Source organism: Sphingomonas sp. Leaf28, assembly GCF_001421685.1.
Taxonomy (GTDB): domain Bacteria; phylum Pseudomonadota; class Alphaproteobacteria; order Sphingomonadales; family Sphingomonadaceae; genus Sphingomonas; species Sphingomonas aurantiaca.
On sequence record NZ_LMKX01000008.1, the window covers coordinates 373,545 to 387,755 of the forward strand.

The following is a 14,211-nucleotide window of genomic DNA, read 5'->3' on the forward strand; positions in this document are numbered from 1 at the left end:
GCTTCCAGCCGCCGCACCGGCTTACGACAATCCCGTCAAACCAGTTGTGATTTGAAACTAGGGTTTGCTGCCTGTCACTCTGTGGCGGTTTTGAGACACAATGTTCAAAAATCGGTTTCCGTTTGCGGAAATTGCTAGACGCCAACAACAGAAGGCCTCTACCTAACGTCCAAACCATAAGTTCGAAAAGTTCGAACACTCAGGAGAGAACGCCGATGCGCATGATCGCATATCTGTTGTCCGCAGCAGCAACCACGACGCTCGTCACGCCGGTCTTTGCGCAGCAGGCGACCTCGACCGTCGAGGCGCAGACCACGCCGTCGCAGGGGACGGCGAATGCATCGGTGGATGGCCAGACCAACGCAGCGACGGACGCCGACACGACGCGCGCAGCCAGTGCTGCCAGCGCAGTTAGCGAGACCGGCAACTCGAGCGACATCGTGATCACCGCGACCCGCCGTTCGGAGCGTCTGTCGAACGTACCCATCGCGGTATCCGCGGTCGGTCAGGCCGCGCTCCAGAATTCCGGCGGCAGCGACATTCGCTCGCTCAACCAGCTCGCGCCGTCGCTGCTGATCTCGTCGACGGGCAATGAATCGAACGCGTCGGCGCGTATTCGCGGTATCGGTACGGTCGGCGACAATCCCGGCCTCGAGAGCTCGGTCGCGGTGTTCATCGACGGTGTCTATCGCAGCCGCACCGGCGTCGGCCTCAACGAACTCGGCGAGATCGACCGGGTCGAGGTGCTGCGCGGTCCGCAGGGAACGCTGTTCGGGCGCAACGCGTCGGCAGGCCTGATCAACATCATCACGCGCTCGCCCGAGTTCGATTGGCACGGCAATGCCGAGGCGACCTATGGCAATTACGATCAGAAGCGCATCGCAGCGGGCATCACCGGACCGCTGATCGCCGAGAAGCTCGCCTTCCGTGTCGACGGCGTCTATGTGAAGCGCGACGGTTTCTACAAGAACGTCACCGCCGCCAACGGCACCGAAAGCCGCATCAACGACCGCGATCGCTATTTCGTTCGCGGCCAGCTGCTGTTCAATCCGACTTCCCAGCTGAGCTTCCGCGTGATCGGCGATTATTCGCATCGCAAGGAAAGCTGCTGCGGCGCGGTCTATTACAGCCAGGTCGAGACGACCGATCCCACGGCGAATACCGCTGGCGTCGCGCCGTTCTTCGGCACCGTCAACGCCGACGGCGCGGTCACAAACAATGCGAGCAACCGCATCGTCGATATCCTGCGTCGTCAGGGTGCGGTGTTCCCGCTCGCGGGCAACAAGGCTGATCCGTTCAGCCGCCAGGTCGCGGTGACTCCGGGCCAGACCTATCGCAACACGACCAAGGATTATGGCGGCTCGGTGCAGGCCGACTGGGATCTGGGCGGCGCGACCTTCACCTCGATCACCGCGTACCGCGAGTATAAGTCGGGCAATGCGAGCGACATCGACTATACCAACATCGATCTGACCCACCGCGCCGACGACGGCAACGCGTATCGCCAGTTCCACACCTTCACGCAGGAAGCGCGACTGCAGGGCTCGCTGTTCAACGACAAGCTCGATTGGCTCGTCGGCGGCTTCTATTCGAAGGAGAATCTGAAGCTCGTCGACAATGCGGTGTTCGGCTCGCAATACGGCCAGTTCGCGGCTTGCCGCCTCGTCGCGACGGTCAGCCCCAACGTGGCGCTGCAGAACCAGAACAATCCGGGTTGCATGAGCACCATTGGCCGCGCGACGATCACCGGTGCGTTCGGCGCGGCGGGTGGGCTGATCACCTCGGCACTCGATCGGCTGACGGGTGGTCCGGGGCTTGGCGGCGGCGTGAACAACGTGGGCGATTCGGGCTCGATCTACCGGCAGAAGAGCGAGAACTACGCGTTCTTCACGCACAACATTCTCCACCTGACCGACAAATTGTCGCTGACGGGCGGTCTTCGCTACACGCACGAAACGAAGAAATTCAACGCCAAGTTCAACAACAACAACAGCGTCTGCCCGATCCAGCAGGCAGCGCTCGCGCCCCTGACCCGGACTCAGAGCGGCGCGACGGCGTTCGCACAGGGCATCGTTACGCTGACCTGCACGGGCAATTCGAGCACCGCGCTGAACGGGTTGAACCTCAACGACAGCTTTGGTGACGGCGAATTCACCGGCACGGCGGTCCTCTCGTGGAAGCCGTTCACCAAGCTGCTGACCTATGCCTCCTATGCCAAGGGCTACAAGGCGGGCGGCTACAATCTCGACCGGTCCGATCTGGGCGGCGTCAACGGCGTGCTCTCGGCGCGCAGCAACGCCGATGCGGCTGGCCTGCGCTTCAACGCCGAGAAGGTGAACAATTACGAGATCGGGGCGAAGTTCAACACGCGCCAGTTTACCTTGAACGTCGCTGCGTTCCGCCAGGAATTCACCGACTTCCAGCTCAACACGTTCAACGGCTCGATCTTCGTCGTGCAGAACGTCCAGGGCTGCAAGGACAACCTCAACGGTCTCGACAGCGATAACGGCTTCAACCCCGTCACCGGTGCGCAGACCGGCACCTGCGCCCCGAACCGGGCGAAGAAGGCAGGCGTGATCTCGCAGGGTGTCGAGCTCGAAGCGACGATGTCGCCGATCAAGCAGGTCACCTTCACCGCAGGCTACACCTATGCCGACACGTTTGCCCGCAAGAACCTGGTCGGCAGCTCGACTACCGGCGAGGCGCTCGACCGCGCTCTCTTCCTGCTCCCGGGAAGCCAGTTGTCGAACGCCCCGAAGAACGTCGTGACCACGTCGTTCGCGTGGACGCCGGACATCGGCAAGAACGGCCTGTCGGGCTTGTTCTACGTCGATAGCCGCCTGTCGTCGGACTATAACACCGGGTCGGATCTGGCGCCGGAGAAGAAGCAGGATGGCTTTGCGGTGGTCAACGCCCGCGTCGGTCTGCGCGGCAAGGACCAGATCTGGGCACTCGAGTTCTGGGCACAGAATGTGTTCAACAAGAACTACATCCAGGTCGCGTTCAACACGCCGTTCCAGGGTGCTGGGTCGTCGGCCAACGTCGCAGCCTATGGCGGCACCGGCAACGCGCTCTACTCGGCCTTCCTCGCCGAGCCGCGCACCTACGGCCTGACGCTGCGCTCGCGCTTCTGATCGGGTAGCCTAACGGGAAAAGCCGGCTCGCAGGTCTCTGCGGGCCGGCTTTTTCGTGTCCTGCGCCGCGTCATTCCCGACGGCGCGGGGACGACGGAGGATGCGCAGTGATCGCTACGCCGCGAGGTCGATATCCTCGCCCGCTGCCGCCGCGAGCAATCGCCGCTCCAGCGTCTTCAATCGCGCAGGCTGGGTGATCCGGTCGCCCGTCAGGTCAGTGATGTAGAACGTATCGACCGCGCGCTCGCCATAGGTGGCGACATGCGCGGAATGGATCGTCACCTTCGACTGGAACAGCGCGTTGGCGAGCTGATTGAGCAGCGCGGGCCGGTCGCGCGCGTTGACCTCGACCACGGTGAAGCGGTTCGACGCCTTGTTGTCGACGAGCGCGTTGGGAACGATGTCGAACGCCTCCGCGCGCGTGCGGGGCAGGGGTTTGGCGACCAGCCGGTCGGCCAGTTTGCCGCGGTTGGCCAGCGCATCCTCGATCGCGGTCTTCAGCCGCGACAGCTGGCCCGATTCATCGAACGGCCGCCCGAACGGATCCTGGACGAGGAAGTTGTCGACCGCCATCCCGTCGCGCGTCGTGTGGATGCGCGCGTCGATGATGTTGCCCCCCGCGACGTGGATCGCGCCGGCGATACGGTAGAACAGCCCCGGATGATCCGCCGCGTAGATCGTCACCAGCGTCGCGCCGCGCCCCGGATAGACATGCGCGTCGATCGCGAGCTGCGCATCGAACGTGGTCGCGAGAAAGCGCGCATTGTGCGCGAGCACGTCCTCGGGCTCGGCGATCCAATAGGCTTCGGGCAGGCGGTGGACGAGCGTGGCAAACGACTCCGCGTCCCAGCCGAGCGCGTCGCGCAGATGGTCTTGCTTGGCGGCGATCCGCTCGGCGCGACCCTTCTGCTTGTGACCCAGTCGGAGGACCTCTTCCGCGGCTTCGTACAGATCGCCGAGCAGCTGGCGTTTCCAGCCGTTCCACACGCCCGGACCAACCGCGCGGATATCGACGATCGTGAGCGTCAGGAGCAGCCGCAGCCGCTCCGGGCTCTGCACAACGTCGCAGAAATCGAGGATCGTCTTGAAGTCGCTGAGGTCGCGCTTGAACGCGGTCGCGGACATCAGCAGGTGCCAGCGAACCAGCCAGGCGACCGTTTCAGTTTCCGCCGGCGTCAACCCGAAGCGCGGGCACAGCCGCTGTGCGACCTCGGCGCCCAGGATCGAATGATCGCCGCCACGGCCCTTGGCGATGTCGTGCAGCAGCACCGCGACGTACAGCGCGCGGCGCGACACGATCTGTTCGAAGATCGCGCTGGCGAGCGGATGATCCTCCTTCAGCACGCCATTCTCGATCCGCGCGAGCAGGCCGATCGCGCGGATGGTGTGCTCGTCGACGGTGTAGTGATGGTACATGTCGAACTGCATCTGCGCGACCACGCGCGCGAAATCGGGCACGAACCGGCCGAACACCCCCGCTTCGTTCATCCAGCGCAGCACGAGTTCGGGATCGCGCGGGGACGTCAGCACGTCGAGGAACAGCGCGTTGGCGGTCGGACTGGTGCGGACGTCGTCGACCAGCTTTGCGTCGCGCGCGGCGGCGCGCATCGCGAGCGGGTGGATCTCGACGCCATGCTTGTCGGCAAGCTGGAAGATCTCGATCAGGCGTTCGGGATCGGCCTGGAAATAGTCGTCGCTCGGCAGCGCGAGCCGACCGCGATCGAGCACGAAGCCGTTGAGCTTGCGCGGGGAGCGGCGGATAGTCGGCAGGCCGAAGCGCCGTCCGCGCGCGGCGAACTTCTCGTCGAGATGCGCGAGGAAGACGCCGCTGAGCGTGCCGACGGTCTTGGCCTGCAGGAAATAGAACTGCATGAACCGCTCGACCTTCGACTTGCCCGGGCGATCGGAGAACCGCATCCGGTCGGCGATCTCGCGTTGCAGGTCGAAGGTGAGGCGATCCTCGGCGCGGCCGGTGATGCTGTGCAGATGACAGCGCACCGCCTGGAAGAAGTTGTCGGCGCGGTGGAACAGGCGATATTCGGCCTTGGTGAACAGCCCGACCTCGACCAGTTCGGCGGCGCGCTGGACGTCGTAGATATATTTGCCGATCCAGAACAGCGCGTGGAGATCGCGCAGGCCGCCCTTGCCCTCCTTGACGTTGGGCTCGACGACGTAGCGCGTGTCGCCCATCTTGCGGTGGCGCGCGTCGCGTTCGGCGAGCTTGTCGGCGATGAAGGTGCGCGCGGTGTCGGCCTGGACCTCGGTTTTGAACCGGTGCGAGGCCTGTTCGTACAGCTCGGTGTCGCCGCAGACGAACCGCGCCTCGAGCAGCGCGGTGCGTACGGTGACGTCGGCCTTGGCCTGGCGCACCATCTCGTCGAGCGAGCGGCTGGACTGGCCGAGCTTCAGCCCGAGATCCCACAGCGCGTACAGCATCGATTCGATCACGCGCTCGGCCCAGGGCGTCTGCTTGCCGGGCGTCAGGAAGCCGATATCGACATCGGAATGCGGCGCCATTTCGGCCCGGCCATAGCCGCCGACCGCGATCAGCGTGAGCCGCTCCCCGGCGGTGGGATTGGGGAGCGGGTAGAGCCTGTGCGTGGTGAAATCGAACAGGATACGCAGCAGCTGGTCGATCAGATAGGCCTGCGCGCTCGACGCTTCGAGCCCACGCGACGGATGTTCGACGAGGCGGCGCTCGACCTCGATCCGGCCTTTCTCGAGGGCCGCCTTCAGCAACATGGTCGCGTCGCGGCGCAGCGCGGTGGGATCGACGCCCTCCAGCGCTGCGATGGTTTCGGCGACGGCGCGGCGATCGATGATCGTGCGACGGTTGGGGAGGTGATCGAAGCGGCCGGACATTGCGCCCAGATAGGGTGCGCAGTGCCATGCGTCATCAGGATTGCGCAAACTGCCCGCGAAACGTAACCGGACGCGCGAGTGGAGGACGAAAATGAGCGAACCATTGCGTGTGGCCCTTGCCGGGCTCGGGACCGTCGGCGGCGGTGTGATCCGATTGCTGGATGCGAACCGCGAATTGATTGCGCGGCGGGCCGGGCGCGAGATCGAGATCGTCGCGGTCTCCGCGCGCGATCGCGGCAAGGATCGCGGCGTCGATCTGTCGCGGTTCGCGTGGGTCGACGACACGACTGCGCTGGCCAAGCAGCCGGGCGCCGACGTGGTGGTCGAGCTGATCGGCGGGTCGGACGGCCCGGCGCTGACGCTGGCGCGCAGCACGCTGGCGGCGGGACGCCATTTCGTCACCGCGAACAAGGCGATGATCGCGCATCACGGGCTTGAGCTGGCGCAGGCGGCCGAAGCCGCGGGGGTCGCGCTGAAGTTCGAGGCGGCGGTCGCCGGCGGCATCCCGGTCATCAAGGGCCTGCGCGAAGGCGCCGCGGCGAACGAGATTGCGCGCGTCTACGGCATCCTCAACGGCACCTGCAATTTCATCCTGTCGAAGATGGAATCGGAAGGCCGCGATTTCGCCGAGGTGCTCGCCGAAGCGCAGGCGCTGGGGTTTGCCGAATCCGATCCGAGCTTCGACATCGATGGCGTCGATGCGGCGCACAAGCTGTCGATCCTGGCGGCGGTCGCGTTCGGGACGCAGCCGGCGTTCGACGACGTCGCGATCAGCGGCATCCGGCACCTACTGGGCGCGGACATCGCCGAGGCGGCGGCGCTCGGCTACCGCGTGCGGCTGCTGGGGCTGGCGGAAGCGGGGACGGACGGCTTGTTCCAGCGCGTCCATCCGCATCTCGTGCCGATCGATCATCCGCTCGCGAACGTCACCGGATCGCTCAATGCCGTGGTGGCCGAGGGCAACTTCGTCGGCCGGCTGCTGTTCCAGGGCGCTGGCGCGGGCGATGGCCCGACGGCGAGCGCGGTGGTCGCCGACCTGATCGACATCGCGCGCGGTGAGTTCGGGCCTCCGTTCGCGATGCCGGTCGCCTCGCTGTCGGCCGCGCCCAAGGCGGACAGCGGCGAACGGCGGGGACGTGCCTATCTGCGCTTCACCGTGGCGGACCGCGTCGGCGTGCTCGCGGAGATCGCGGCGGCGATGCGCGATGCAGGCGTGTCGATCGAGAGCCTGATCCAGCGCGGTGCGATTTCGGATGGCAGCGTGCTGGTGGCGATCGTCACGCACGAAAGCCCCGAACGTTCGATCGCGCAGGCGCTGGAGAAGTTGCGCGGGTCGCAGAGCCTCGTCGGGCAGCCGATGTGGATGCATATCCTGGATTGAGGCCGTGTGCGGCTTCTTTCATGGCCGCCACCCCGGCGAAGGCCGGGGCCCAATTGGGGGACGGTACTAACGAAGGGCACGCGTCGTTACTGCGTCCACACCAATTAGGCCCCGGCCTTCGCCGGGGTGGAGGACAGTAACGCAGCCTCCCGCTTGTTCTCCCGCGAAGGCGGGAGCCCAGTCTGGGTCCCCGCCTTCGCGGGGAAACATGGAAGGACGAACTTACCTAACCGGCTCGTCCAGCACGATCGGAACTCGGTTCGCCTTGTCCGGCTTCTTCCGGAATTTCCGCCCGACGTCGCGGAGCAGCGCCATCGGATCCTTCCCTTCGCCATTCTCGCAACAGCTATGCGGATCGATCAGCGCGCCGATACCGCGGATCAGCACGACCGGGACGGTCAGCAGGTCGACCCCGGTGCAGCCACCCGGCGGGCAGACGGGGCCGGCATTGTCGAGCGCCGCGCGCGGATCGCCGGTGGGCTGGCGCGGGCGATCCTGCGGCAGGCGTTCGTCGGGGAGCGGGAGGCGCGGCGCGGGGGTACCGTTGGTACCGCAGACGACGACCTCGGACGGGCTCGAACCGGGGCAGGCAGGCGGGGTGAGGATCGACCAGCTTTGCGGCGGCGGGGCGACTATCGGGGTGGCGGATGCGGTCGCGGATTGCAGCATCAGTGTCATTAGGATCATCGCAAGCGCCTCACCCTAGTTGACGGTGCCGACCGGGCCATCGAGGTCGATCGGTACGCGGCCCCTTTTGTCCGGCTTTTTCGCGAGGGCGCTCTTGATCAGCCCGACCGCCGCCTTCGCGATCGGGGCGATCGGCGGTCCGAAGCCGACCTGGCATCCCCATTGGGTGGCCGCACAGGGCGTGTTCTCCAGTTGCAGCGCGCGGACCGCGCTCAGTTCGGGATTGGAGGCGACTGGGTGGTCGGGCGGCCCGCGATCGTCTCGCATCGGCAAGCGCGGGGTGGTGGTCGCCGACGTGCCGCAGACGACGACCTCGTTGCCGTCCTGCGTCTGCGTGGCGCACGGGTCGACCAGGATCGAGAAGCGCTCGGGGACGGGCGGCGGCACAGGGGCGGGGCTTGTTGCGGCCAGCTGGAGCAGCGCGAACAGGATGGGTGCGAGAATGATCGGAATCCTTAGGGCGCAGACTTGCGGAACGAAGTGCTGCCTCCGCCCCCGACGGTCATGGTGACGCCTGCCATGCCGCCGCCGACCTGGAACGGGCTCAGATCGGCAAGCGGCGTGCTACGGTGAAGCAGGCGGGTGCGTTCGTCGCGGAGACTCTCATGCGCCGGATCGCCGGGATCATGGACGATGAAGGGAACGCGGAACCGGTCGGCAGTCCGTAGCCCGCAGACCGTAATATCGGTAGCGTCAGCGCTCGGGGTACACGTCTGCTCGGCAGCCATCCGAGCCTTCGCGACGGCCATCAGCGGGTCCTCGATCATCATCGACAACAGCATCGCGAGCATGAGCGCCTCCCGGACAGACGCGCAGACTGGGCGCGTTCGTCGGCGGGGGCAAGAGTCATTCCCCGATCGTGGCGACGCCCAGCCGTGGGATCTCGATCGCGGGGCAGCGGTCCATGACGACCTTCAGTCCGGCCGCCTCGGCACGCGCCGCCGCGTCCTCGTTGATCACCCCGAGCTGCATCCACACGGCTTTCGCGCCAGCCGCGATCGCCTGATCGACCGCGTCGCCGGCCGCAGCCGAATTGCGGAAGATGTCGACGATGTCGATCGGGTCACCGAGTTGCGAGAGGTCGCGGAACACGAACTCGCCATGGACATGCTCACCGGTGATCTGCGGATTGACCGGGATCACGCGGTACCCATGCGCCTGGAGCTTGGCCATCACGCCGTAAGAAGCGCGATCGGGGCGATCGGAGGCGCCGATCATCGCGATCGTCCGCGCACTCTCGAGCAGAGCCTTGATGTCGGCATCGGCGGTCAACGGCATCGATGCCTCCTATCGGGGGAAACCTGGTCCGCTCGTACCGCAACTCTACGCGTCGGGTACGACCGGTAATGAGACAACGTCGATCAGCCCCGCGGGTTTCACAGTTTTCCGAGCCATGCGACGACCTGAGCCGCAATCGGCATGAAAATGCGATCATCAGGATCCGCCGCGGGCGGCGTACCCGCATCGGAGGCGGTGCGGATCCCGATTTTCAAAGGCACGCGGCCGAGGAACGGGATGCCCAGTTCGCGCGCCGCCGCCTCCGCGCCGCCATTGCCGAACGGGTCCGACGCCTCGCCGCAATGCGGACAGACATAGCCCGCCATGTTCTCGACAAGCCCGATGATCGGAATCCCTGCCTTCTCGAACAGGTCGATCGCCCGGCGCGCGTCGATCAGCGCGAGGTCCTGCGGGGTGGAAACGATCACCGCGCCTGCGGGCCGGTATTTCTGGACCATCGTCAGCTGCACGTCGCCGGTGCCGGGTGGCAGATCGAGCACGAGCGTGTCGGTCGCGCCCCAGTCCGCCTCGACCAGCTGGCCGAGCGCGCCTGCCGCCATTGGTCCGCGCCATGCGATCGCCTTGCCCGGCTCGACGAGCTGCCCCATCGACAGCAACGGTACGCCGTACGGCGTCGGGACCGGATCGAGCACCTTGTCCTTGGCGGTCGGCCGCGTGCCCTCGACGTTCATCAGGCGCGGCTGCGACGGCCCGTAGATATCGGCATCGACCAGGCCGACGCGGCGCCCGGCGCGCGACATCGCGATAGCGAGATTGGCGGCCAACGTCGACTTGCCGACGCCACCCTTGCCGCTGGCGACCGCGATCAGCCTGCGGGTCGAGCGTTCGGCAGTGACGGCGATCCGCACCTCGGTGACGCCGGGCTGAGTGGCCGCCATGCGGACGGTCGCTTCCAGCGCATCGCGTTCCTGCGGGTCGAGCCCGGTCGCATCGATGATGATGCCCGCACGCGTCCCTTCGAGCCGGACGGTCGCCCGCTTGCCCGCCACTGCGGCAACTGCCGCCTTTACCGCTTCTAGATCGATCATCGGGGCCAGATAGGGCCGCCGGGGCCGCTTGGCACTGTTTTTCCGCCGCCGCCTACCTATAAAGGTTAGCATGACGATCTTCTCGCGCTGGTTCCAGCGCCCCGATATCCTTGCCACCGAAACTCCGAAAGGCCCCTGGGGCGGCTCGGGCGACGACGGCAAGACTGGCGGCAACGGTCCGCGCAATCCATGGGCGCTTCCCCCCGGCGGACGCAAACCCGCCGCCAAGCCCACCGCGCTCGACGAATTCCTGCGCAAGGCGCGTGGGTCGGGCGGCGGCGGTGGCGGCAATGGCGGTTTCGGCGGCATGCCGTCGGGCGCCAATGCCCGTGCGCTCTGGGCGATCGGCGTTGCGATCATCGCGGTCGTCTGGATCCTGTTCACCTCGGTGCACCAGATCGGCCCGCAGCAGCGTGGCGTCGTCACCTATTTCGGCAAATATGCCGGCACGCTCGACCCGGGCGTCCGCCTGACGATGCCAGCGCCGATCGCCGACGTGACGGTGGTCGACGTCCAGAAGATCCGCACCGACAATTTCCCCGTCGGCGACGGCGAGAATCTGACGCTGACCGGCGACCAGAACATCATCGACCTCGCCTATTCGGTCCGCTGGGACATCGCCGATCCCCGCGATTACGTGTTCCAGCTCGCCGAGCCGAACGACACCGTCCGCGCGGCCGCCGAGAGCGCGATGCGCGCGGTGGTCGCGACCACCACGCTCGACCAGGCGATCGGCACGGGGCGCACGGTCATCGAACAGCGCGTGGCCGAGCTGACCCAGCAGATCCTCAACGACTACAAGTCGGGAGTCCGCATCCAGGGCGTCGCAATCAAGCAGGCGGCCGCGCCCGCCCGGATCGTAGAGGACTTCAACGCCGTCACCGCCGCGCAGCAGGAGGCGATCGCCAACCTCAACCAGTCGCGCTCCTATGCGCAGCAGGTCGTGGCGCGCGCGCAGGGCGAGGCCGCGTCGTTCGACAAGGTGTACGAGCAGTATAAGCTCGCCCCCGAGGTGACTCGTCGCCGCATGTATTACGAGACGATGGAGGCGGTCCTCGCCAAGAGCGACAAGACGATCGTCGAGACGCCGGGCGGGGTGGTGCCGTACCTGCCGTTGTCGAATGCCAAGCGCCTGCCGAACCCAGAGGCTGTCCAGGCGACGCCAGCGCCGGCCGCGGCGACGGCTGCCCCCCAGTCCGGAGCTGCCCAGTGAACGCCGTGAGTTTCCGCAACCCGATCGTGGCCGGCATCGTCGCGCTGCTGCTGGTTATCCTGGCCGCATCGACCTTCGCGATCGTCCCCGAGACGAAGCAGGCGGTGATCCTGCGGTTCGGCCAGCCGATCCGCACGGTGAACGCCTGGCAGCCCAACACGCCGTTCGGCCAGACCGGCGCGGGGCTGATCGCGCGCATTCCGTTCGTCGACCGGATCGTCTGGATCGACAAGCGCGTCCAGGATCTCGAACTCGACAACACGCTCGTGCTGTCGACCGACCAGCTTCGGCTCGAGGTCGACGCCTATGCGCGCTACCGGATCGTCGATCCGCGCAAGATGCGTAACGCGGTCGGCAGCGAGGACCGGATCCCCGATCAGCTGCGCCCGATCCTGGGCTCGGCGCTGCGCAACGAACTTGGCAAGCGGCGCTTCGTCGAACTGCTGAGCCCCGAGCGCTCCGAGCTGATGGACAACATCCAGAAGGGCCTCCAGCGCGTCGCGAGCCAGTACGGCGTCGAGATCGTCGACGTCCGCATCAAGCAGGCGAACCTGCCCGTCGGCCTGCCGCTCGAAAGCGCGCTCAAGCGCATGTCGAGCGCACGCCAGCAGGAGGCGATCACGATCCGCGCCGAAGGCCAGAAGCAGGCGCAGATCGTCCGCGCGCAGGCCGACGCGGATTCGGCGAAGATCTATGCCGAGAGCTTCGGCAAGGATGCCGACTTCTACGATTTCTACCGCGCGATGCAGTCGTACCGGCACACGTTCGGCGCGGATGGCGGGGCGGCACCCGAAGGATCGACCTCGATCATTCTTTCGCCGAACAACAGCTATCTGAGGGAATTCGAGGGCCGCGGGCGTTAAGCCTGCGGAACCTTCGAACGCCGTTCATATTCAAGCATCATTCAGGACGGCCCGCCTAACGGCGATCTGTTTCGATTGATGAAACGAGAGGACAACATCTAGTGCGTTACGCCTACGCCATTACCAGTGCTCTTCTCCTCGGCGGCGCGACCGCCACGCTCGCGCTGCAGCCAAGCGGTGCGCAGGTCGCGCAGAACGAGCCGGGCGCGATCCAGGCCGTGTCGCCCAAGCCCGGCGCGCCGATGAGCTTTGCCGACATGGTCGCGCGGCTCCAGCCCGCGGTCGTCAACATCTCGACCAAGCAGACGATCGTCCAGAAGCAGCAGGCCAATCCGTTCGCGGGCACGCCGTTCGGCGACCTGTTCGGCGGCATGGGCGGTGGTGGCCAGGGCGGCGCGCCGGTCAAGCGCGAGGGTGCCTCGCTCGGCTCGGGCTTCCTGATCTCGCCCGACGGCTATGTCGTCACGAACAATCACGTGATCTCGCCGGGCGCGCAGGGCGCGACGGTCGATTCGATCACCGTGACGCTCAGTGACAAGAAGGAATATGTCGCCAAGGTCATCGGCAAGGATCAGGAATCGGATCTCGCGCTGCTCAAGATCGACGCGGCCAACCTGCCGTTCGTGAAGTTCGGCGATTCGAACGGCGCGCGCGTCGGCGACTGGGTCGTCGCGATCGGCGAGCCGTTCGGCCTGGGCGGCACCGTGACCGCGGGCATCGTCTCGGCGATCAACCGCGTCACCGGTCAGGGCGGTGCGTATGACCGCTTCATCCAGACCGACGCGTCGATCAACCAGGGCAATTCGGGCGGCCCGATGTTCGATCTGAACGGCAACGTGATCGGCGTGAACTCGCAGATCTTCAGCCAGTCGGGCGGCAATATCGGTATCGGCTTCGCGATTCCCGCAGCCGTTGCCAAGCCGATCATCGCCACCTTCATGAAGGGCGGCACGATCGAGCGCGGCTATATTGGCGTCCAGCTGCAGCCGGGCGGCACGATCAACGAGGATACCGCGGCCGCACTCGGCATCGCCAAGAACCAGGGCGAACTGATCAACGACGTGACCGCAGGCGGCCCCGCGGCGAAGGCCGGCGTCCGCGCAGGCGACGTCGTGACCAAGGTCAACGGCCAGGTCGTGACCGTCGACCAGTCGCTGTCCTATCTCGTGTCCAACGTGAAGCCGGGCCAGACCGCGCGTCTCGACATCCTGCGCAACGGCAAGCCTGTTGTCGCCAACGTGGTCGTCGTGCCGCGTCCGAGCGCGGACAAGCTGGCCGCGACGCTGGGCGGCGATGCACAGGGCTTCGGCACCGACGATGGCGATGACGGCGATGATGCCACCACCGCCGCACCGACGGCGGGCGCCGTGCTCGGGATCGGCGTACAGCCGCTCACCCCGGCGATCGCGCAGGCGGTCGGCGTCGAGGCGAGCACGCAGGGCGTCGTCATCGCCGTCGTTGCGCAGACCAGCGACGCTTTTGGCAAGCTGAAGCGCGGCGACGTCATCATGTCGGTCAACGGCTCGCCCGTTCGCACCGCGGCCGACCTCCAGAACGCGGTCAACACCGCGAAGACCGCGGGTCGCCCGCAGGTCTTGCTGCAGGTAAAGCGTGGACGCAGCCCGGCACAGTTCCTGCCGGTCAAGATCAAGTAATCCACGACCGTCACGACTGATCCGAAAAGGACCGTCGCTCACCCGAGCGGCGGTCCTTTTTCTTTGCAGGCTACGGGGATAGGGTCGGT

Annotated in this window: 11 protein-coding genes; 5 read left to right on the forward strand and 6 right to left on the reverse strand. The window is 66.4% G+C overall.

Annotation, left to right across the window (positions count from 1 at the left end):
- Positions 1-215 precede the first annotated feature (215 nt).
- Positions 216-3,134 (forward strand): TonB-dependent receptor, encoded by a 2,919-nt coding sequence (locus ASE79_RS12190; RefSeq protein WP_056416705.1) that lies wholly within the window; start codon positions 216-218, stop codon positions 3,132-3,134.
- A gap of 114 nt (positions 3,135-3,248) precedes the next feature.
- On the opposite strand, the gene ASE79_RS12195 is transcribed toward ASE79_RS12190, so the two are convergent.
- On the reverse strand, positions 3,249-5,996 hold the full coding sequence (locus ASE79_RS12195) for a [protein-PII] uridylyltransferase (protein ID WP_056416709.1): 2,748 nt from the start codon (positions 5,994-5,996) through the stop codon (positions 3,249-3,251).
- A gap of 91 nt (positions 5,997-6,087) precedes the next feature.
- On the opposite strand from ASE79_RS12195, the gene ASE79_RS12200 reads away from it, so the two are divergent.
- A complete protein-coding gene (locus ASE79_RS12200; protein WP_056416712.1) occupies positions 6,088-7,377 on the forward strand; it encodes a homoserine dehydrogenase in 1,290 nt (429 codons plus the stop codon).
- A gap of 222 nt (positions 7,378-7,599) precedes the next feature.
- Here ASE79_RS12200 and ASE79_RS12205 read toward each other — a convergent pair whose 3' ends face one another.
- The 5 genes from ASE79_RS12205 to ASE79_RS12225 all read right to left on the reverse strand — a co-directional run bounded on the left by ASE79_RS12205 (position 7,600) and on the right by ASE79_RS12225 (position 10,391).
- On the reverse strand, positions 7,600-8,064 hold the full coding sequence (locus ASE79_RS12205) for a hypothetical protein (protein WP_151991748.1): 465 nt from the start codon (positions 8,062-8,064) through the stop codon (positions 7,600-7,602).
- A 15-nt stretch (positions 8,065-8,079) separates the two neighbouring features.
- Entirely contained in the window at positions 8,080-8,451 is a 372-nt protein-coding gene (locus tag ASE79_RS12210) for a hypothetical protein (protein WP_235516900.1), read from the reverse strand.
- Between the two features lie 68 nt (positions 8,452-8,519).
- Positions 8,520-8,855 (reverse strand): hypothetical protein, encoded by a 336-nt coding sequence (locus ASE79_RS12215; protein ID WP_056416720.1) that lies wholly within the window; start codon positions 8,853-8,855, stop codon positions 8,520-8,522.
- Positions 8,856-8,910: 55 nt separating this feature from the next.
- Positions 8,911-9,342 carry a CoA-binding protein gene (locus ASE79_RS12220; protein WP_056416723.1) on the reverse strand — a complete coding sequence of 144 codons (432 nt, stop codon included), beginning with the start codon at positions 9,340-9,342 and terminating at the stop codon, positions 8,911-8,913.
- A gap of 98 nt (positions 9,343-9,440) precedes the next feature.
- A complete protein-coding gene (locus ASE79_RS12225) occupies positions 9,441-10,391 on the reverse strand; it encodes an Mrp/NBP35 family ATP-binding protein (protein ID WP_056416726.1) in 951 nt (316 codons plus the stop codon).
- Positions 10,392-10,461: 70 nt separating this feature from the next.
- Here ASE79_RS12225 and hflK point away from each other — a divergent pair, with 70 nt between their 5' ends.
- The 3 genes from hflK to ASE79_RS12240 all read left to right on the forward strand — a co-directional run bounded on the left by hflK (position 10,462) and on the right by ASE79_RS12240 (position 14,122).
- Positions 10,462-11,604 (forward strand): protease modulator HflK, encoded by a 1,143-nt coding sequence (gene hflK, locus ASE79_RS12230; protein WP_056416729.1) that lies wholly within the window; start codon positions 10,462-10,464, stop codon positions 11,602-11,604.
- Entirely contained in the window at positions 11,601-12,467 is an 867-nt protein-coding gene (gene hflC / locus ASE79_RS12235) for a protease modulator HflC (protein ID WP_235516902.1), read from the forward strand. The genes hflK and hflC overlap by 4 nt, the downstream gene beginning before the upstream one ends.
- 101 nt (positions 12,468-12,568) lie before the next feature.
- Positions 12,569-14,122, forward strand: coding sequence for a Do family serine endopeptidase (locus ASE79_RS12240; protein WP_056416732.1), 1,554 nt, complete (start codon positions 12,569-12,571; stop codon positions 14,120-14,122).
- Positions 14,123-14,211: the final 89 nt, after the last annotated feature.

What these genes read in the sequence shown, in the direction of transcription:
- ASE79_RS12190 (WP_056416705.1), top strand. Translation starts at nt 216, where the DNA reads ATGCGCATGATCGCATATCTGTTGTCCGCAGCAGCAACCACGACGCTC.
- ASE79_RS12195 (WP_056416709.1), bottom strand. Translation starts at nt 5,996, where the DNA reads ATGTCCGGCCGCTTCGATCACCTCCCCAACCGTCGCACGATCATCGAT.
- ASE79_RS12200 (WP_056416712.1), top strand. Translation starts at nt 6,088, where the DNA reads ATGAGCGAACCATTGCGTGTGGCCCTTGCCGGGCTCGGGACCGTCGGC.
- ASE79_RS12205 (WP_151991748.1), bottom strand. Translation starts at nt 8,064, where the DNA reads ATGATCCTAATGACACTGATGCTGCAATCCGCGACCGCATCCGCCACC.
- ASE79_RS12215 (WP_056416720.1), bottom strand. Translation starts at nt 8,855, where the DNA reads ATGCTCGCGATGCTGTTGTCGATGATGATCGAGGACCCGCTGATGGCC.
- ASE79_RS12220 (WP_056416723.1), bottom strand. Translation starts at nt 9,342, where the DNA reads ATGCCGTTGACCGCCGATGCCGACATCAAGGCTCTGCTCGAGAGTGCG.
- ASE79_RS12225 (WP_056416726.1), bottom strand. Translation starts at nt 10,391, where the DNA reads ATGATCGATCTAGAAGCGGTAAAGGCGGCAGTTGCCGCAGTGGCGGGC.
- hflK (WP_056416729.1), top strand. Translation starts at nt 10,462, where the DNA reads ATGACGATCTTCTCGCGCTGGTTCCAGCGCCCCGATATCCTTGCCACC.